This window comes from Mesorhizobium japonicum MAFF 303099 (assembly GCF_000009625.1).
Classification (GTDB): Bacteria; Pseudomonadota; Alphaproteobacteria; order Rhizobiales; family Rhizobiaceae; genus Mesorhizobium; species Mesorhizobium japonicum.
On the sequence record NC_002678.2, the window covers coordinates 259,871 to 277,510 of the forward strand.

A 17,640-nucleotide genomic window follows, 5' to 3' on the forward strand; every position below is an offset into this window, starting at 1 on the left:
TGTCAGCTTGTCAATGAGGAGAAAACATGTCGCAACTGCTCCATCCCGTCTCCCGCCGCGGTTTCCTCGCTGGCGCCGCAGCCACAGGGGCGCTGATCGTGCTTCATCCCTTCTCCGCCCGGGCGCAGGCCAACCAGGCGCATCTTCGGATCATGGAAACCACCGACATCCATGTGAACGTTCTGCCTTACGATTACTACGCCGACAAAGCCAACGACACGATGGGTCTGTCGCGCACTGCATCGCTGATCGACGCGGTGCGCAAGGAAGCCGTCAATTCGATGCTGATCGACAATGGCGACCTGCTGCAAGGCAACCCGATGGGCGACTACATCGCCTACGAGAAAGGCCTGAAGGACGGCGATCTGCATCCGGTCATGAAAGGCATGAACCTGCTGGGCTACGAGTGCTCGACACTCGGCAACCACGAGTTCAACTATGGCTTGTCTTTCCTGGACAAGGTGCTGGCCGGCGCCAATTTCCCCTTCGTCTGCGCCAATCTGATCCGCGGCACCGAGCTTGCCGCCAACCCGCGCGACGACAAGCTCTATCTCAAGCCCTACGTGATCCTCGACAGGAAGATCAAGGACGGTTCGGGTGCCGAGCAGCCGATCCGGATCGGCATTATCGGCTTCGTACCGCCGCAGATCATGGTCTGGGACCTCAAGAATCTCGAAGGCAACGTCAAGACGCGCGACATCGTCGAGGCGGCCACGGCCTGGGTGCCACAGATGAAGGAAGAGGGCGCCGACATCGTCATCGCGCTCTCGCACTCCGGCATCGATGTGAAGCAGGGCGACATGATGGAGAACGCCTCGTTCTTTGTTGCCGGCGTCGATGGCATCGATGCGGTTTTCACCGGCCACCAGCATCTGGTGTTCCCCGGCAAGAAGGACTTTCAGTCGCTCGAAGGCGTCGACACGCAGAAAGGCACGCTGCAGGGCAAGCCCGCCGTGATGGGCGGTTTCTGGGGCTCGCATATGGGGCTGATCGACCTGATGCTCGAGCGTGACGGATCGAAATGGAAGGTCGTCTCCGCGACTTCCGAGGCGCGGCCGATCTTCGAGCGCGTCGACAACAAGGCCAAGCCGACGGTTTCCGACGACAAGCGCATCATCGCCGCCCTCGAGCAGGACCACCAGGCGACCCTGGCCTATGTGCGCCGTCCGGTCGGCAAGACCTCCGCGCCGCTCTATTCCTATTTCGCGCTGGTCGCCGACGATCCGTCGGTGCAGGTCGTCAGCCAGGCGCAGACCTGGTATCTGAAGGATATTCTCAAGAGCACGCAGTGGAAGGACGTGCCGCTGCTGTCGGCCGCCGCTCCCTTCAAGGCGGGCGGGCGCAACGGCGCCGACTACTACACCGACGTGCCGGCGGGCGACATCGCCATCAAGAACGTCGCCGACCTCTATCTCTATCCCAACACCGTGCGCGCCGTCGAAATCACCGGAGCGCAGGTCAAGGAATGGCTGGAAATGTCGGCCGGCATCTTCAACAGGATCGAGGCAGGGAAGGCTGACCAGGCACTCATCAACACCGATTTCCCGTCCTACAATTTCGACGTCATCGACGGCGTCTCCTACAAGATAGATCTGTCGCAGCCGCCGAAATACGATGCCAAGGGTGGGGTGGCGAATGCCGGCGCCAACCGCATCGTCGACTTGATGTTCGGCGGCAAACCGATTGATCCCAATCAGAAATTCGTCGTCGCGACCAACAATTACCGGGCCGGCGGCGGCGGCAATTTCCCCGACATCAATGCCTCGAAGATCATCTATGAGGCGCCGGACACCAACCGCGACGTCATCGTTCGCTACATTGTGAGCCAGGGCACGATCAACCCGTCGGCCGACGGCAACTGGTCGTTCGGACCGCTGCCGGGAACCAGCGTCGTATTCGAGACAGGCGTCAAGGCAAAGGACTTCATCGCCGATGTGAAGTCGCTGATGATCGAGCCGGCGGGCGAGGGCGAAGCGGGGTTCGCAAAGTATCGCATCCTTCTCTGATCCGCATCGCACGGCATCAGTTCGCCGGCGTCAGCGGCAAGGCCGTCGCGGGAGCTGGCGGGCTGACCGGCAGTGTCGGCTCGAGGGACGTACCGGTCGGGTCGCTGGGCACGGTCAAGGGCGACATACCATTCGGAGCGTGCACCTCGTGGATGGTCGAGGTTGGCGTGTTGTCGATGAGATCGCTCGCACCAGGCGTCACGGTCGGGCTGATGCTGTGGCCCAGCGGGTCGTTCATGACGGTCGGTGGGGGGTTATGCGCCGTGCTTCGGCAGCGGATATGGCGGCAAACAGGATGGCAAGGGCGGTGAAAGTTCGCTTCAAGGAAGCCTCCTATGATCAGAGGCGCTCGGCGTTGGGTTGGGCGCGGGGCATTGGTGCGTCAGAACGATCGATGCGTGATCTCGGTTTCATCACATTCGCATCAAGAGGTTGCGATCGGCCGCCTTGGGCGTACCTCACAATTTAAGTCAGCGGATCCCAACAAGGCTGGCCACTGGCGGTGAGATCGATGAGTGTGCCGGCTTACGCCTTGTAGACCACTTGCCGCACATCGATGTAGCTGGCGCGGAAACCGGCCTCGCAATAGTGCAGGTAGAACTCCCAGAGCTTCTTGAAGCGATCGTCGAAGCCGAGCGGCACGATCTTCTCCCAGGATCCCCAGAAGCGGTTGCGCCATTCGGCGAGCGTGCGCGCATAGTCATCGGGAAACACGCGCTCACGCAGATGCGCGAGGCCATGGTCTTTGCCGAGCGACTTCAGGATCGACGGTGTCGGCAGCATGCCGCCCGGAAACACGTAGCGCTGAATGAAGTCCGGCCGGGCGCGATAGGTGTCGTAGGCGGCCTCGTTGATGGTGATGATCTGCAGGCCCGCAGTGCCGCCGGGCCTCAGGCAGGACTTCATCTTCGAGAAGAACACCGGCCAATATTTCTCGCCGACCGCTTCGAACATCTCGATCGAGGCGATGCGGTCGTAAGTCCCTGTTTCGTCGCGGTAATCCTGCAGCTTGATGTCGACCTTGTCGGCAAGCCCGGCCTTGGCGATGCGTGCCTTGGCGAAATCGTGCTGTTCGCGGCTGATCGTCAGCCCCGTCACGCGGCAGCCGATCTCGCGTGCCGCGAATTCGGCAAAACCGCCCCAGCCGCAGCCGATCTCCAGCACATGATCCTTTCCGCCGATACCCGTATCCCTGGCCAGCGCCCGATATTTGGCGGCCTGGGCGCTTTCGAGGTCGTTGGCGCCATTCGCGTAGAGCGCCGAGGAATAGGTCATGCTCGGATCGAGCCACTCCCTGTAGAAGGCGTTGCCGAGATCGTAATGCGCGGAGATGTTGCGCTTCGAACCGGTGCGTGTGTTCTCGTTGAACCAGTGGCGGATGCGCTGGACGGTGTTTATGAGCCAGCTGGCGCCGCCGGCGACGCGTTCGCCGATCGCCGAATTGACCACGAACAACTCCAGGAAGCTGGTGACGTCAGGGCTTTCCCAATCGCCGTCCATGTAGGATTCGGCAACGCCGATCGTGCCGCCGGAAAAGGCGCGGCCTGGCAGGCGCCAGTTCTTGAGCACCAGCTCGGCGTCCGGGCCGGGTCCCTTGCCGCCAACCAAAACGGCGCGGCCATCCGGCATCCTGACCTTGAGCGAACCGCGCGGCAGGTTCATCGCCGCCGACAGCACCATGCGCGCCTTGGCCGGCAGGCCCTTGACGATCTCGGCGAAATTGAACTCGTCGAGCCTGACCGCTTCGCCCGACGCTACGCTATGATGGTCCCCGTCTGCCATTTCATGCCCCTGGACTTCCGTGGTGCCGGCGCAAATTGCCGGGTCACGGTTCTCTTGGATCATTCGCCAGGTTCGAAAGCCTTGCCTGGTCCAGGTAGCTCCCAGTGCTTCCCAGTGAATGTCTGCCACAATCTTCCACGTGATGAGGGGGAACTTCAAGAGGCAGGCTTCTGGCTGGGCTGTGCCACGTGGCGTCCGACATCCGCGCCTTGCGTCAGGTTGCTGCCGTCCGCAATCAAAAACGTCTATGGCCGCCGCAGCGCATGTGCGATAGCTTTAGCCATGCGTTATGTAATCGTCATTGCGGCAATCGCGTTCTTCCTGATCTGGGACGGTCTCTACAACCAGGGCCGGTATCTCGACATCTCGGTCAGGGAGCTCAACCACGTCGTGCGTTACGTCACCGGCAAGGCCTGAATATCCCTCCCGAAGAGAGCCCGTCGCCGCGGATCGGGTCCCACACCGTTTGGGGCGCGTCGCAAGGACGCGTGGCGCCATGAACGGTTGACGCGAGGAAACCGCCGTCACAAAAGACCCCGGCATTCAGATCGAGGAGGCGGGGTTGATCCGGCATATCGTTTTCTTCAGCGCGCGGCGCAAGGAGGATGTGGAGGCAGTGCGCACGGGGCTGCTGGTGCTCGGCAACATTCCTCATTCCAGTCTCTTCGAGGTCACGTTGAACACCAAGGTCGACCCGCTGTCGGACGAAGTTGATGTCGTCGTCTACGCTGAGTTTCCCGATGACGCGGCGCTGGCCGCCTACAAGGCGCATCCGCTCTATGCGCAGACCACAGCCAAGGTCAAACCATTGCGCGAACTGCGCTATTCCGCCGATGTCGTGGCCGGCAGCTGATTGCCGGCACGGTTCTGGATCCCGACAAGTCCCGGCGGCGGCCGACCGGAAACGGCCTTGAACCGCTCGTTGGAATGATGCACACCGCGCCCGATGACCGACAGACCAACCACCGGCACGCATCCGCTTGACCATCTCGTTCTGCCGACCGGCAGCCTCGAGGTGGCGCGAGCCCGGCTCACTTCGCTGGGCTTCGTCGTCGCGCCGACCGGTATCCATCCCTTTGGAACGGAAAACTGCTGCGTTTTCCTCGCTGACGGCACCTATCTCGAGCCGCTCGCGATCGGCAATGAACAGGCAGCGATCGACGCAACGGCCGACGGCAACGTCTTCGTCGCGCGCGACCGCCTCCATCGCGACAGCCGTGGCGATGAGGGGTTTTCGGCCGTGGCCCTGGGGACCGACAATGCCGATGCAGACCATGCACGCTTTGTCGACGCCGGTCTGTCGGCGGGAGACACACTGAGCTTTTCGCGCGCTTTCACCGACACGTCGGGCAAAAGCGATACCGCATCGTTCAGGCTCGCCTTTGCTGCGACCCGCGGAGCACCCGACGCGTTCCTGTTCGCCTGCCAGCGGATCAATGCGCCAATGGTGGACCGTACGGCTTTGCAGGCGCACGCCAATGGCGCTACTGGCATTTTGGAAGTGGTGGCGATCAGCGACCAGCCCGCCGAACAATATCGGATGATTTCCGTGGCGGCGAATGACCCTGCTGCTAACGGCGAGGGCCGGACGTTTCTCCTGCCGAATGCCACCTTGAGCGTGCTCGACGCCAAATCTTTCACCGCTCGCTTCGGCATTCCGGCGGGTTCATCCACGAAGCTCCGCTTCGCCGCGATCGTCTTTGCGGTCCGCAGCATCGATGTCGCGTCGAGCCTGCTTGCAGCCAATGCTATACAGCACGATATAGCGGGCACTGATATTGTCGTGCGGCCGGCATCCGGACAGGGCGCGGCTTTCATCTTCCGGGAGATCCCATGAACAAGCCCCAAGTGCCCAATTCGATGGCACCCAATTCGTCGGTGACGGTCGGCAATGTCGTGTTCGACAACAATGCGGCCCTGGCGCTGATCGCCGGCCCGTGCCAGTTCGAGTCGCGCCAGCATGCCTTCGACATGGCCGGCGCGCTGAAGGAACTGACGGCCAGGCTCGGCATCGGCCTCGTCTACAAGACCAGCTACGACAAGGCCAACCGCACCTCGCTGTCGGCAACGCGCGGCGCCGGCATGGACGCCGCACTTCCGGTCTTCGACGAGTTGCGCAAGGAATTTTCCCTCCCCGTGCTCACCGATGTCCACACCGAGGAACAATGCGCGATCGTCGCGCCCCATGTCGATGTGCTGCAGATCCCAGCCTTCCTGTCACGCCAGACCGACATGTTGGTCGCCGCAGCGAAAACGGGCAAGGTGATCAACGTCAAGAAGGGGCAGTTCCTCGCCCCTTGGGACATGAAGAACGTGGTCGCCAAGATCACCGGGTCCGGCAACCCAAATGTGCTCACCACCGAGCGCGGCGCGTCCTTCGGCTACAACACGCTGGTGTCTGACATGCGCGCGCTGCCTGTCATGGCCGAGATCGGCGCGCCGGTGATCTTCGACGCCACGCATTCGGTCCAGCAGCCGGGCGGGCAGGGCGGCTCGTCCGGTGGCGAGCGCCGCTTTGTCGAGACGCTGGCCCGTGCGGCCGTCGCCGTCGGTGTCGCCGGCGTCTTCATCGAGACCCACCAGGATCCCGACAATTCGACTTCTTCCGATGGGCCCAACATGCTGCCGCTGAAGGATATGCCGGCTCTCCTGGAAAGGCTGATGGCTTTCGACCGGATCGCGAAGGGCCGCTGAACCAGCGATTCCTGCCGCTGCTTGTGGTCAAGAGGGGCCAGTTGTACGCTTGGCCGGCAAATGAGCGTTTTGGCAGGAGGAAGCCATGTCCGTCGCCCGCGTCACCGAAATCACCTCATCGTCAAAGAAGAGTTTTCAGGACGCCATCGAGAAGGGAATCGCCCGCGCGTCGAAAACCCTGAAGAACGTCGAAGGCGCCTGGATCCAGGATCAGAAGATCGTCGTCGAGGACGGCAAGATCGCTGCCTATCGCGTCAACATGAAGGTGACTTTCATCCTCGCGGAGTGATTGGCCGCCGCCGAAAAAGTCGGGAACTTTCGCCCGTCCTCCTCATTGTCGAAGCAGAGTTCAACGACAACGAGGAGCAGATCATGACAACACAGACAGGCCACACCGAAGCCATTGCCGCTTCGCGCGTCATCGGCACGTCGGTCTACAATACTGAAGGCAGGAGCATCGGCAGCATCGAGGACATCATGCTCGACAAGACGTCGAACGGCATCATGTTCGCGGTGATCGGCTTTGGCGGCTTTCTCGGCATCGGCGAGAAGTACCACGCCATTCCCTGGGCCAGTCTCGACTACGACGAGAACAGGGGCGGTTATGTCGTGCCCTTCTCGAAGGAGCAGCTGAAAGCAGCACCCGCCTATTCGATCAACGAATTGGCCGGCGCGGATGGCGAGGCGGCGCGCGACGCATCCTATGAGTATTACAAGGTCACGCCCTACTGGCATTGACGCAATCACAATCAAAAAGGGCCCCGTCTCGACGGGGCCCTTTTTATTCAACGCGAACGCCTATTCGCTGGTGCTCAACGCCGACAAAGGCGCAAGAGCCTTTGGTGGCGATTGCTTGCTGTCGCACGACGTCAGCAACGCAGCCGCGATCAGGAACAAACTGACGATACCGCTCAACTCGGACATGGCGAAACTCCTCCTGTTTCGCCCCGCGCGACAACAGCCATAACCCGAAATGGACGTCCGGCCGCATGACTTATGATGACAGAAATTTGCGCTTCGTGAATCGGGCCGGCGGCACTATTCCGCCATGGCCGGATTGCCTTTTGCGTCGCTTTGGCTAAGACGGGCGCGACCTTTCGTCAGATCAATCGGGGACATCGCAATGACCGCCATCATCGACATTGTCGGACGTGAAATCCTGGACAGCCGTGGAAACCCGACCGTCGAGGTCGATGTTGTACTTGAAGACGGTTCGATGGGCCGCGCCGCGGTGCCGTCGGGCGCCTCGACCGGCGCCCATGAAGCCGTCGAGCTTCGCGACGGCGGCGCCCGCTATCTCGGCAAGGGCGTGCTCAAGGCCGTAGAGGCGGTCAATGGCGAGCTGTTCGAAGCGATCGGCGGCATGGAAGCCGAAAACCAGATCCATATCGATCAGACCATGATCGAGCTTGATGGCACGCCCAACAAGAGCCGGCTCGGCGCCAATGCCATTCTCGGCGTTTCGCTGGCGGTGGCCAAGGCCGCGGCCGATGCCGCCGGCCTGCCGCTCTATCGCTATGTCGGCGGCACCAAGGCGCACATTCTGCCTGTGCCGATGATGAACATCATCAATGGCGGCGCCCATGCCGACAATCCGATCGACTTCCAGGAATTCATGATCCTGCCGGTCGGCGCGCCGACTTTGCGTGAAGGCGTGCGCTGGGGCTCGGAAATCTTCCACACGCTGCGCAAGAAGCTGAAGGATGCCGGCCACAACACCAATGTCGGCGACGAGGGCGGCTTTGCCCCGAACCTGAAGAGCGCGCCGGTGGCGCTCGATTTCATCATGGAATCGATCGAGAAGGCCGGCTTCAAGCCGGGCGAGGAAATCGCGCTCGGCCTCGATTGCGCCGCGACCGAGTTCTTCAAGGACGGCAATTACGTCTATGAAGGCGAGAAGAAGACGCGCGATCCCAAGGCCCAGGCCAAGTACCTTGCCAAGCTCGCCGCCGACTATCCGATCGTCTCGATCGAGGACGGCCTTGCCGAGGACGACTGGGAAGGCTGGAAATATCTGACCGACTTGATCGGCAAGAAGACACAGCTGGTCGGCGACGACCTTTTCGTCACCAACACGGCGCGGCTGCGCGACGGCATCCGCATGGGCGTTGCCAATTCGATCCTGGTCAAGGTCAACCAGATCGGCTCGCTGACGGAAACGCTCGATGCCGTCGAGACCGCGCACAAGGCTGGCTACACCGCCGTCATGTCGCACCGTTCGGGCGAGACCGAGGATTCGACCATCGCCGATCTCGCCGTCGCCACCAATTGCGGGCAGATCAAGACCGGCTCGCTGTCGCGCTCCGACCGCATGGCCAAATACAACCAGCTGATCCGCATCGAGGAAGAGCTTGGCAAGCAGGCGCGTTACGCCGGCAAGTCGGTGATCAAGGGCTGATCCGGAGCAAATTTCCAGGGAATGTGTAGGGCGGGTCATTCGCCCACCGCCAACGCGCGTCACACGGCCTCATGTGACCGCGCTGCGCACCCTCGGTCCTGGCCCTTGAGCAAGCTTGGGCGACATCCACTGCCGAGCTTGAAATGGAACGCTTCAGCCGTGGCGGAAAGCGCTCAAGCGCTTTCCGTGCGATGCACGCCTAGTGCCGCCGAGAGGTTTGCAGTGATTTTCCGCATTATATCCGGCGAGTCTCGCTCGACACCGTAGACGAAGCCTGGGAAATCGAGTGGTTTCTGGTGAGACCAAATCGCCTCATGCTGGTCCGGGGGCAGAATCTGGGCCGGATCGCCGACGGCAATCCAGCCGATCGGTACGACCATACCAGGTTCGAGGCGGGTACGCAGGTGAACGATGCCATTGATGCGGACTTCAGATCCGCGGCCTATATGCGCGCCATGGAACACCGCCGCACCTGTAGCGATAAAGACTTCATCGCCGATTTCCGCACCAACCACGTGGCTGTTGGGGCCTACAAGGCAATGATTTCCCATGGTGCAAGGATGACTTGCTGTGGCCCGGATCACCGCATTTTCCAACACGATACAGTCGCGGCCAATGCGGATCGAGCCGCCTGCCTCCGCCACAAGGCGGGCACCGTGCATGACCCGGCTGCCGGCGCCAATGACGACATCGCCACATACGGTGGCATCCGGGGCGACCCAAGCATCGGTGTCGATCGCAGGCGAATGCCCTGCATAAGAAACGATCATCGCCCGCTCTCCTTTCTCTCGATCTCAGCCGCGCGGCAGCCGATCGGGCAAATCTCATGCCCGCAAAGATCATGCTCGCAGAGGCGACACGTTGTTCTCGCCAAAGCGCGGGAAGTCGTCGCCCCGGCTAGAATCTCATCCAGCATGGAAACAAAGTGCCGCCGCTTGTCCGGCTGCAGCGCAGACAGCAATCCGTCGAGCGCGGCGAGCCGAAGAGCTTGCATTTCCTTTACCTCGGCGTGGCCAGTCTCCGTCAGTGTCAGCGGCGTGACGCGACCCTCCGGGTTGCCACGCACGATCAGCGCCTGCCGTTCCAGGCCGTCGATCAAACGCACGGCAGTCGGTTGACTGACGCCGACGACCTCGGCGAGTTCGGTCGTCGTCAACCCCGGTTTGAAGTGCAGCATCGACAGCACCGCCGCGGCACTTGGCGAAAGCTCTCTCAACGAGGCTTCCGTCCTGTCGCGAATCATGGCGCCGAGCGCGCCGAGCTTGTTGGCGTCCAATAATTGCATAGCATATGCATATGTCATTTCAGCAGAACGTCAACCACTTTCCCGCATGCAAGCTTTGCGACCGCAAAGGATTGAGAAGAAAAACCGACGGCCGGATGCAACCTGCCGGATCAGGCCATGTCCCGCTCGCCAAATCCCAAGGTCCGTAACCGTCCGTTAAGCACAATCGAGCGAAAAAGATGGAGCCGCATGAGTTCGCGGCCGCGAGGATTCGGATCATGTGGACGCGTCAGCACAAGCAGAGAAATACCGGCCGACTGATCATCCCTTCGCTTTGCGTGGTGTTCCTGGCCTATTTCGGCTTCCACGCCTATCACGGCGAGTTCGGCATCAATTCGAAATATCAGCTGGAAGCCCAGACGGTTGCGCTGCAGGCTCAGCTCGATGCGATCAAGGCCCGTCGGATGGAACTCGAACGGCGCGTTCGGCTGATGCATGACGGCACGCTGGAGAAGGACATGCTTGACGAACAGGCGCGCAGGGCGCTCAATCTGTCCCAGGCCGATGAAATCACCATCATGCTGCCGGCCTCGTCGAAATAACTGAACTTCAGTTAATCGGCAATATTTTCAATGATTTTAACCGCTTAGGCGCATGCCAGCTATGCAAATTCGTCATGGCGCAACGCTGTGACGCGTGTTAGCCTTGCATAAATCGGTGGGGAGAGCTGATCTTCCCAGGGCGGATTTCATCCTGCCCTAATGTCCGCAAAGAGACGCCAACAGGGAGTGATGCATGGCCACCGCAGCCAGAAAAGCGCCTGCCAAATCGAAATCCGAAGGCAAATCAGGGCTTTCCGCGCCCAAGCCTGCTGAATTCACCAAGGACGAAGAGCTTGCCGCCTATCGGCACATGCTGCTCATCCGCCGCTTCGAGGAAAAGGCCGGCCAGCTCTACGGCATGGGCTTCATCGGCGGCTTCTGCCATCTCTATATCGGCCAGGAGGCTGTCGTCACCGGCATGAAGATGGCGCTGATCGACGGCGACCAGATGATCACAGCCTATCGCGACCACGGCCACATGCTAGCCATGGAGCTTTCGCCGCGTGGTGTCATGGCCGAGCTGACCGGACGCCGTGGCGGCCTGTCCAAGGGCAAGGGCGGCTCCATGCACATGTTCTCTAAGGAGAAGCATTTTTACGGCGGCCACGGCATTGTCGGCGCGCAGGTGTCGCTCGGCACCGGCCTGGCCTTCGCCAATCGCTACCGCGACAACAACAACGTCTCGCTGACCTATTTCGGCGACGGCGCCGCCAACCAGGGCCAGGTCTATGAAAGCTTCAACATGGCCTCGCTGTGGAAACTGCCGGTGATCTACATCATCGAGAACAACCGCTACGCCATGGGCACCTCGGTGTCGCGATCTTCGGCCGAAACCAATTTTTCGCATCGCGGCGCTTCGTTCAAGATTCCGGGCATCCAGGTCGACGGCATGGATGTGCGTGCGGTCAAATCCGCCGGCGATCAGGCGACCGAATGGTGCCGCGCCGGCAACGGGCCGATCATTCTCGAAATGCAGACCTACCGCTACCGCGGTCACTCGATGTCTGACCCGGCGAAATACCGCTCGAAGGAAGAAGTGCAGAAGATGCGCTCAGAGCATGACCCGATCGAACAGGTCAAGGCTCGGTTGACCGAGAAGAAGTGGGCGACCGAGGACGAGCTCAAGACCATCGACAAGGAGGTTCGCGACATCGTCGCCGACGCCGCCGAATTTGCCCAGAACGATGCGGAGCCGGATCCGTCCGAGCTCTGGACCGATATCGTATTGTAAGGGGAGGGCCAGGACATGCCGATCGAAATTCTCATGCCCGCTCTCTCGCCAACCATGGAAGAGGGCAATCTTTCCAAGTGGTTGAAGAACGAGGGCGACAAGGTCGTCGCCGGCGACGTCATCGCCGAGATCGAGACCGACAAGGCGACGATGGAGGTCGAAGCCGTCGATGAGGGCACGCTCGCCAAGATCGTGGTTCCCGCCGGCACCGAGGGCGTCAAGGTCAACGCGGTGATCGCCGTGCTTGCGGTTGAAGGCGAAGACACCGACAAGGCCGGCGAAGGCATCGGCGAAGAGCCCGCCAAGGCTGAAACGGCTTCACCGGCACCAGTTGCTGCCAAGAGCGAGGCCGCCGCACCAGTCGCGGCAGCACCGAAGACCGAGATCGCCGCCGATCCTGACATCCCTGCCGGCACCGAAATGGTCTCGACCACGGTACGCGAAGCACTGCGCGATGCCATGGCCGAAGAGATGCGCCGCGACGGCGATGTCTTCGTCATGGGCGAGGAGGTCGCCGAATACCAGGGCGCCTACAAGATCACCCAAGGCTTGCTGCAGGAATTCGGGCCGCGTCGCGTCGTCGACACGCCGATCACCGAGCATGGTTTTGCCGGCGTCGGCGTCGGTGCGGCGATGGCTGGGCTGAAGCCGATCGTCGAGTTCATGACCTTCAATTTCGCCATGCAGGCGATCGACCAGATCATCAATTCGGCCGCCAAGACGCTTTACATGTCCGGCGGCCAGATGGGCGCGCCGATCGTATTCCGCGGACCGAACGGGGCCGCTGCCCGCGTCGCCGCCCAGCACTCGCAGTGCTACGCCGCCTGGTACAGCCACATTCCGGGCCTGAAGGTGGTGATGCCGTATACGGCCGCTGACGCCAAGGGCCTGCTCAAGGCGGCGATCCGCGACCCGAACCCGGTCATCTTTCTCGAGAACGAAATCCTCTACGGCCAGTCCTTCGACGTGCCGAAGCTTGATGATTTCGTGCTGCCGATCGGCAAGGCCCGCATCCACAAGCAAGGCAAGGACGTCACCATCGTCTCCTTCGGCATCGGCATGACCTACGCGGTCAAGGCGGAAGCGGAATTGCGCGGCCTGGGCATCGACGCCGAGATCATCGATTTGCGCACCATCCGCCCGCTCGACCTCGACACCATCATCGCCTCGGTCAAGAAGACCAACCGGCTGGTCGTCGTTGAAGAAGGCTTCCCGCAGAGCTCGGTCGGCGACCACATCGCCAACCAGGTGTCGCAGCGCGCTTTCGATTTCCTTGACGCGCCGGTTATCACCATTGCCGGCAAGGATGTGCCGATGCCCTATGCGGCCAACCTCGAAAAGCTGGCTTTGCCGAATGTCGGCGAGGTCATCGAGGCGGTCAAAGCCGTCACATATCGCTGAACCGGCCGGGAGGACAAAATGCCAATCAACATCACCATGCCGGCGCTCTCGCCCACGATGGAAGAGGGCAATCTGTCGAAATGGCTGGTCAAGGAAGGCGACAAGGTTTCACCCGGAGACGTCATCGCCGAGATCGAGACCGACAAGGCGACGATGGAGGTCGAGGCCGTCGATGAGGGCACGGTGGCCAAGCTCGTCGTTCCCGCCGGTACCGAAGGCGTCAAGGTCAATGCGCTGATCGCCGTGCTTGCGGCCGAGGGCGAGGATGCGAGCGCCGCCGCAAAAAGTGGTGGCGGTGCCGCACCGGCGAAAGCCGAGGCTCCGAAAGCGGACGCTCCCAAGGCTGAGGCACCAAAGGCTGAACCTGCTGCCGCAGCCGCTCCCAAGGCAGAGCCGGCTCCGGTCGCCAATGGCCACGCGGCTGGCGAGCGCACCTTCGCTTCGCCGCTCGCGCGCCGCATCGCCAAGGAGGCCGGCGTCGACGTGTCGGCCGTGACCGGCACCGGCCCGCATGGCCGTGTGGTGAAGGCCGATGTCGATGCAGCGATTGCCGGCGGTGGTGCCAAGGCAGCCCTCGCCGCCAAGGCTCCGGCCGGTGCGCCGGCGGCTCCCGCGCCGGCTGTGAAGCCGATGTCGGACGACCAGGTGCTGAAGCTGTTCGAGCAAGGCTCCTACGAACTCGTCCCGCACGACAATATGCGCAAGACCATCGCGCGCCGGCTGGTCGAGGCCAAGTCCACCATCCCGCATTTCTACCTGACGCTCGACTGCGAACTCGATGCGTTGCTGGCCTTGCGCACGCAGATCAATGCCGCCGCACCGATGAAGAAGACCGAAAAGGGTGACGTGCCTGCCTACAAGCTGTCGGTCAACGACATGGTGATCAAGGCGATGGCGATGGCGCTGAAGGCGGTGCCGGATGCCAATGCCTCGTGGACCGAAACCGCCATGGTCAAGCACAAGCACGCCGATGTCGGCGTTGCCGTGTCGATCCCCGGCGGCCTGATCACGCCGATCATCCGTAAGGCGGACGAAAAAACGCTGTCGACCATTTCCAACGAGATGAAGGACCTGGCCAGCCGCGCGCGCAGCCGCAAGCTGAAGCCGGAAGAGTATCAGGGCGGCACGACGGCGGTCTCCAATCTCGGCATGTTCGGCATCAAGGACTTTGCCGCCGTCATCAATCCGCCGCATGCGACGATCCTGGCGGTCGGCGCCGGTGAAGAGCGGGCTGTGGTCAAGAATGGCGAGCTCAAAATCGCCACCGTGATGTCGGTGACGCTGTCGACCGATCATCGCGCCGTTGATGGCGCGCTCGGCGCCGAGCTGCTGGTCGCCTTCAAGCGGCTGATCGAGAACCCGATGGGCATGCTGGTCTAGGAAAGGAAAAGGCTCGTGCGGAAATTCTTCACCAGCCTTTTCGCCTTTTTCATTTCAGGTTTCGCCGGCAGCCTCGTCGCGCTCGGACTGGCCATCGCAACCGACGCGCAGGAAGAATACATTCTGGTGTTCATGGCGTCCGTGCTTGTCACCATTGTCGTGACGATCCTGTTCTTCGTCGCGCAGTTCTTTTCGAATGCGCCGGCCATCATCAACTGGCTGGCTCTTTGCACTATGGTCCTGTTCGTGCTGGTCGGGCTCGGCCTGATCGGCTGGACGTTCTCGCAGCCGATCGACAAGCGCCAGTGGGGAAGTGACCTTCCAATTGTCGCCGGCCTGGTTTTGCCAAGCCTGGCGACGGTGCTGATTCACTGGCTGTTCGTACGTTGGCGGGTGGGACGCGGCTTGATGAATGCACAGGTGAACGCATGAAGACGGTGCTTTGCTACGGCGACTCGCTGACCTGGGGGTACAACGCCGAGGGCGGCCGCCATGCGCTGGAAGACCGCTGGCCAAGCGTTCTGCAGGCGAGTCTCGGCGGTGGCGTCCAGGTCATCGCCGATGGCCTCAATGGCCGCACCACGGCCTTCGACGATCATCTGGCAGGTGCCGATCGCAATGGTGCGCGGCTGTTGCCGACGGCGCTGACGACGCATGCACCGATCGACCTGATCGTCATCATGCTCGGCGCCAACGACATGAAGCCGTGGATCCACGGCAATCCGGTCGCGGCCAAGCAAGGCATCCAACGTTTGATCGACATCGTGCGCGGCCATGACTATCCATTCGACTGGCCTGCGCCACAGATACTCATTGTGTCGCCGCCCGTTGTAAGCCGCACCGAAAATGCCGATTTCAGGGAAATGTTTGCTGGCGGCGATGAGGCGTCGAAGCAACTCGCCCCGCAATATGCCGCACTCGCCGACGAAGTCGGCTGCGGCTTCTTCGACGCCGGCACGGTGGCGCAAACCACACCGCTCGACGGCGTCCATCTCGATGCCGAAAACACGCGAAACATCGGCAAGGCGCTGACATCGGTCGTGCGCGTCATGCTGGAATTGTGATTGAAGGAGAAAATCCGTGGCTGAGAACTACGACGTCATCATCATCGGCTCGGGCCCCGGCGGCTATGTCACGGCGGTGCGTTCCGCCCAGCTCGGCTTCAAGACGGCGATTGTCGAGCGCGAGCATCTCGGCGGCATCTGCCTCAACTGGGGCTGCATCCCGACCAAGGCGCTGCTGCGTTCGGCCGAGATCATGCACTATTCCGACCATCTGAAGGACTATGGCCTGAAGCTCGATGGCAAGGTCAGCGTCGACACGTCGGCCGTGGTCGACCGCTCGCGCAAAGTCTCGCTGCGGCTCAATGGCGGCGTTGCCTTCCTGATGAAGAAGAACAAGGTCGACGTCATCTGGGGCGAAGCCAAGCTGTCGAAGCCCGGTGAGGTCGTCGTCTCCAAGACGGCCAAGACGCCGATGGAGCCGCAGCCGCCGGTACCGAAGGGCGTCAAGGGCGAGGGCACCTATACCGCCAAGCACATCATCCTGGCGACCGGCGCGCGGCCGCGCGCGCTGCCGGGCATCGAGCCGGACGGCAAGCTCATCTGGACCTATTTCGAGGCCATGGTGCCGAAGGAAATGCCGAAGTCGCTGCTGGTGATGGGCTCGGGCGCCATCGGCATCGAATTTGCCTCCTTCTACCGCACCATGGGCGCCGACGTGACGGTGGTCGAACTGTTGCCGGCGGTGATGCCGGTCGAGGATGCCGAGGTCTCGAAATTCGCGCAAAAACAGTTCGAGAAGCAAGGCATGAAGATCATTCTCGAAGCCAAGGTGACCAAGGTCGAGAAGGGCGCCAACTCGGTCACCGCGCATGTCGAGATGAAGGACGGCAAGGTCGAGAAGATCACCGCCGACCGCATGATCTCGGCCGTCGGTGTCCAGGGCAATATCGAGAATCTCGGCCTTGAAGCGCTCGGCGTGAAGACCGACCGCGGCTGCATTGTCGTCGACGGCTATGGCAAGACCAATGTACCAGGCATCTACGCCATCGGCGATGTCGCCGGCCCGCCCATGCTTGCCCACAAGGCCGAGCATGAGGGCGTCGTGTGCGTGGAAAAGATCGCTGGTTTCCCCGGCGTGCACGCCATCGACAAGCTCAAGATCCCGGGCTGCACCTACTGCAATCCGCAGGTCGCCTCCGTCGGCCTGACGGAAGCCAAGGCCAAGGCCGAAGGCAAGGATATCCGCGTCGGCCGCTTCCAGTTCGCGGCTAACGGCAAGGCGATCGCGCTTGGCGAGGACCAGGGCTTCATCAAGACCATCTTCGACAAGAAGACCGGTCAGCTGCTCGGCGCCCATATGGTCGGCGCCGAGGTGACCGAACTGATCCAGGGCTTTGTCGTGGCGATGAACCTCGAGACGACCGAGGAAGAGCTGATGCACACCATCTTCCCGCATCCGACGCTGTCGGAGATGATGAAGGAAAGCGTGCTCGACGCCTATGGCCGCGCCTTGAACGCATGATAGATTCGCAGCAGGAGACTCAGCCGCGAAAGCCGCCGGATCTCGGCGGCAAGGCAGTTCGTTTTCGCATGCATTTCTACGCGCGCAAGGAGAAGGCATATGCACTTGAACGGCGTGGGCTGGATTGCAGCCATCATCATCGGCGGCCTGGCAGGCTGGTTCGCCGAAATGGTCATGAAGAGCAACACCGGCATTTTCATGAACATTATCATGGGCATCGTTGGCGCAGTCGTGTTGAACGCTATCCTGCAGGCGCTCAATTTCGGCCCGTTCGGCGTCGGCTGGATCGCCTATCTGATCACCGGCTTTATCGGTGCCTGCCTGCTGATCTGGGTCGGTCGCCTGGTGCGCCGCTAATCGGTACCGTTCCCGGCTATGCGAAAACGGTTGTAGCG

21 protein-coding genes are annotated in these 17,640 nt (G+C 61.8%); 16 read left to right on the forward strand and 5 right to left on the reverse strand.

What is annotated here, in order from left to right:
- Window positions 1-26: 26 nt before the first annotated feature.
- Entirely contained in the window at window positions 27-2,006 is a 1,980-nt protein-coding gene (locus tag MAFF_RS02495) for a bifunctional 2',3'-cyclic-nucleotide 2'-phosphodiesterase/3'-nucleotidase (protein WP_010909320.1), read from the forward strand.
- 16 nt (window positions 2,007-2,022) lie between these two features.
- Here the strand turns inward: MAFF_RS02495 and MAFF_RS02500 are convergent, their stop codons facing one another.
- Together MAFF_RS02500 and MAFF_RS02505 are read right to left on the reverse strand one after the other, a co-directional pair.
- Window positions 2,023-2,244: a hypothetical protein gene (locus MAFF_RS02500; protein WP_044547552.1), complete on the reverse strand. Its 222-nt coding sequence runs from the start codon at window positions 2,242-2,244 to the stop codon at window positions 2,023-2,025.
- Between the two features lie 287 nt (window positions 2,245-2,531).
- Window positions 2,532-3,788: an SAM-dependent methyltransferase gene (locus tag MAFF_RS02505; protein ID WP_032930206.1), complete on the reverse strand. Its 1,257-nt coding sequence runs from the start codon at window positions 3,786-3,788 to the stop codon at window positions 2,532-2,534.
- Between the two features lie 282 nt (window positions 3,789-4,070).
- Here MAFF_RS02505 and MAFF_RS41120 point away from each other — a divergent pair, with 282 nt between their 5' ends.
- The 6 genes from MAFF_RS41120 (at window position 4,071) to MAFF_RS02535 (ending at window position 7,220) form a co-directional block, all read left to right on the forward strand.
- Window positions 4,071-4,205 (forward strand): hypothetical protein, encoded by a 135-nt coding sequence (locus MAFF_RS41120; protein WP_257784390.1) that lies wholly within the window; start codon window positions 4,071-4,073, stop codon window positions 4,203-4,205.
- Between the two features lie 145 nt (window positions 4,206-4,350).
- Window positions 4,351-4,641 carry a Dabb family protein gene (locus MAFF_RS02515; RefSeq protein WP_032930208.1) on the forward strand — a complete coding sequence of 97 codons (291 nt, stop codon included), beginning with the start codon at window positions 4,351-4,353 and terminating at the stop codon, window positions 4,639-4,641.
- Window positions 4,642-4,734: 93 nt separating this feature from the next.
- Window positions 4,735-5,625 (forward strand): VOC family protein, encoded by an 891-nt coding sequence (locus MAFF_RS02520; RefSeq protein ID WP_010909323.1) that lies wholly within the window; start codon window positions 4,735-4,737, stop codon window positions 5,623-5,625.
- Complete coding sequence (gene kdsA / locus MAFF_RS02525) at window positions 5,622-6,482, forward strand: 3-deoxy-8-phosphooctulonate synthase (protein ID WP_010909324.1); 861 nt, start codon at window positions 5,622-5,624, stop codon at window positions 6,480-6,482. Before MAFF_RS02520 ends, kdsA begins: the two co-directional genes overlap by 4 nt.
- Before the next feature lie 85 nt (window positions 6,483-6,567).
- The gene (locus MAFF_RS02530) at window positions 6,568-6,771 is read left to right on the forward strand and encodes a dodecin family protein (RefSeq protein ID WP_027045027.1); all 204 of its coding nucleotides are present in this window, start codon (window positions 6,568-6,570) and stop codon (window positions 6,769-6,771) included.
- An 83-nt stretch (window positions 6,772-6,854) separates the two neighbouring features.
- Entirely contained in the window at window positions 6,855-7,220 is a 366-nt protein-coding gene (locus MAFF_RS02535) for a PRC-barrel domain-containing protein (protein ID WP_032933411.1), read from the forward strand.
- 60 nt (window positions 7,221-7,280) lie between these two features.
- On the opposite strand, the gene MAFF_RS41125 is transcribed toward MAFF_RS02535, so the two are convergent.
- The gene (locus MAFF_RS41125) at window positions 7,281-7,406 is read right to left on the reverse strand and encodes a hypothetical protein (protein ID WP_080511774.1); all 126 of its coding nucleotides are present in this window, start codon (window positions 7,404-7,406) and stop codon (window positions 7,281-7,283) included.
- Window positions 7,407-7,605: 199 nt separating this feature from the next.
- Between MAFF_RS41125 and eno the strand changes: the two genes are divergently transcribed.
- A complete protein-coding gene (eno, locus tag MAFF_RS02540; protein WP_010909327.1) occupies window positions 7,606-8,880 on the forward strand; it encodes a phosphopyruvate hydratase in 1,275 nt (424 codons plus the stop codon).
- 173 nt (window positions 8,881-9,053) lie between these two features.
- Here the strand turns inward: eno and MAFF_RS02545 are convergent, their stop codons facing one another.
- Both MAFF_RS02545 and MAFF_RS02550 read right to left on the reverse strand, forming a co-directional pair.
- Window positions 9,054-9,650, reverse strand: a complete 597-nt coding sequence (locus MAFF_RS02545) for a gamma carbonic anhydrase family protein (RefSeq protein WP_010909328.1) — start codon at window positions 9,648-9,650, stop codon at window positions 9,054-9,056.
- Window positions 9,647-10,165: a MarR family winged helix-turn-helix transcriptional regulator gene (locus MAFF_RS02550; RefSeq protein ID WP_044547558.1), complete on the reverse strand. Its 519-nt coding sequence runs from the start codon at window positions 10,163-10,165 to the stop codon at window positions 9,647-9,649. The genes MAFF_RS02545 and MAFF_RS02550 overlap by 4 nt, the downstream gene beginning before the upstream one ends.
- A gap of 218 nt (window positions 10,166-10,383) precedes the next feature.
- On the opposite strand from MAFF_RS02550, the gene MAFF_RS02555 reads away from it, so the two are divergent.
- The 8 genes from MAFF_RS02555 (at window position 10,384) to MAFF_RS02590 (ending at window position 17,602) form a co-directional block, all read left to right on the forward strand.
- Window positions 10,384-10,707: an FtsB family cell division protein gene (locus MAFF_RS02555; protein ID WP_044550389.1), complete on the forward strand. Its 324-nt coding sequence runs from the start codon at window positions 10,384-10,386 to the stop codon at window positions 10,705-10,707.
- Between the two features lie 193 nt (window positions 10,708-10,900).
- Complete coding sequence (gene pdhA, locus MAFF_RS02560; RefSeq protein WP_010909331.1) at window positions 10,901-11,938, forward strand: pyruvate dehydrogenase (acetyl-transferring) E1 component subunit alpha; 1,038 nt, start codon at window positions 10,901-10,903, stop codon at window positions 11,936-11,938.
- A 15-nt stretch (window positions 11,939-11,953) separates the two neighbouring features.
- Window positions 11,954-13,339, forward strand: coding sequence for a pyruvate dehydrogenase complex E1 component subunit beta (locus MAFF_RS02565; RefSeq protein WP_010909332.1), 1,386 nt, complete (start codon window positions 11,954-11,956; stop codon window positions 13,337-13,339).
- A gap of 18 nt (window positions 13,340-13,357) precedes the next feature.
- Window positions 13,358-14,719: a pyruvate dehydrogenase complex dihydrolipoamide acetyltransferase gene (locus tag MAFF_RS02570; protein WP_010909333.1), complete on the forward strand. Its 1,362-nt coding sequence runs from the start codon at window positions 13,358-13,360 to the stop codon at window positions 14,717-14,719.
- 15 nt (window positions 14,720-14,734) lie between these two features.
- Window positions 14,735-15,151, forward strand: a complete 417-nt coding sequence (locus MAFF_RS02575; protein WP_010909334.1) for a hypothetical protein — start codon at window positions 14,735-14,737, stop codon at window positions 15,149-15,151.
- The gene (locus tag MAFF_RS02580) at window positions 15,148-15,783 is read left to right on the forward strand and encodes an SGNH/GDSL hydrolase family protein (RefSeq protein ID WP_010909335.1); all 636 of its coding nucleotides are present in this window, start codon (window positions 15,148-15,150) and stop codon (window positions 15,781-15,783) included. Before MAFF_RS02575 ends, MAFF_RS02580 begins: the two co-directional genes overlap by 4 nt.
- A gap of 16 nt (window positions 15,784-15,799) precedes the next feature.
- On the forward strand, window positions 15,800-17,245 hold the full coding sequence (gene lpdA / locus MAFF_RS02585; RefSeq protein WP_010909336.1) for a dihydrolipoyl dehydrogenase: 1,446 nt from the start codon (window positions 15,800-15,802) through the stop codon (window positions 17,243-17,245).
- Window positions 17,246-17,344: 99 nt separating this feature from the next.
- Window positions 17,345-17,602, forward strand: coding sequence for a GlsB/YeaQ/YmgE family stress response membrane protein (locus tag MAFF_RS02590; protein ID WP_010909337.1), 258 nt, complete (start codon window positions 17,345-17,347; stop codon window positions 17,600-17,602).
- Window positions 17,603-17,640 lie beyond the last annotated feature (38 nt).

Bases quoted from the DNA above. Each gene is read 5' to 3' on its own strand.
- MAFF_RS02545 (WP_010909328.1), bottom strand. From the start codon at position 9,650: ATGATCGTTTCTTATGCAGGGCATTCGCCTGCGATCGACACCGATGCT.
- MAFF_RS02555 (WP_044550389.1), top strand. From the start codon at position 10,384: ATGTGGACGCGTCAGCACAAGCAGAGAAATACCGGCCGACTGATCATC.
- MAFF_RS02565 (WP_010909332.1), top strand. From the start codon at position 11,954: ATGCCGATCGAAATTCTCATGCCCGCTCTCTCGCCAACCATGGAAGAG.
- MAFF_RS02590 (WP_010909337.1), top strand. From the start codon at position 17,345: ATGCACTTGAACGGCGTGGGCTGGATTGCAGCCATCATCATCGGCGGC.
- MAFF_RS02535 (WP_032933411.1), top strand. From the start codon at position 6,855: ATGACAACACAGACAGGCCACACCGAAGCCATTGCCGCTTCGCGCGTC.
- MAFF_RS41120 (WP_257784390.1), top strand. From the start codon at position 4,071: ATGCGTTATGTAATCGTCATTGCGGCAATCGCGTTCTTCCTGATCTGG.
- pdhA (WP_010909331.1), top strand. From the start codon at position 10,901: ATGGCCACCGCAGCCAGAAAAGCGCCTGCCAAATCGAAATCCGAAGGC.
- MAFF_RS02570 (WP_010909333.1), top strand. From the start codon at position 13,358: ATGCCAATCAACATCACCATGCCGGCGCTCTCGCCCACGATGGAAGAG.
- MAFF_RS02505 (WP_032930206.1), bottom strand. From the start codon at position 3,788: ATGGCAGACGGGGACCATCATAGCGTAGCGTCGGGCGAAGCGGTCAGG.
- eno (WP_010909327.1), top strand. From the start codon at position 7,606: ATGACCGCCATCATCGACATTGTCGGACGTGAAATCCTGGACAGCCGT.
- MAFF_RS02500 (WP_044547552.1), bottom strand. From the start codon at position 2,244: ATGAACGACCCGCTGGGCCACAGCATCAGCCCGACCGTGACGCCTGGT.
- MAFF_RS02520 (WP_010909323.1), top strand. From the start codon at position 4,735: ATGACCGACAGACCAACCACCGGCACGCATCCGCTTGACCATCTCGTT.
- MAFF_RS02495 (WP_010909320.1), top strand. From the start codon at position 27: ATGTCGCAACTGCTCCATCCCGTCTCCCGCCGCGGTTTCCTCGCTGGC.
- MAFF_RS02530 (WP_027045027.1), top strand. From the start codon at position 6,568: ATGTCCGTCGCCCGCGTCACCGAAATCACCTCATCGTCAAAGAAGAGT.
- MAFF_RS41125 (WP_080511774.1), bottom strand. From the start codon at position 7,406: ATGTCCGAGTTGAGCGGTATCGTCAGTTTGTTCCTGATCGCGGCTGCG.
- MAFF_RS02580 (WP_010909335.1), top strand. From the start codon at position 15,148: ATGAAGACGGTGCTTTGCTACGGCGACTCGCTGACCTGGGGGTACAAC.
- MAFF_RS02550 (WP_044547558.1), bottom strand. From the start codon at position 10,165: ATGCAATTATTGGACGCCAACAAGCTCGGCGCGCTCGGCGCCATGATT.
- kdsA (WP_010909324.1), top strand. From the start codon at position 5,622: ATGAACAAGCCCCAAGTGCCCAATTCGATGGCACCCAATTCGTCGGTG.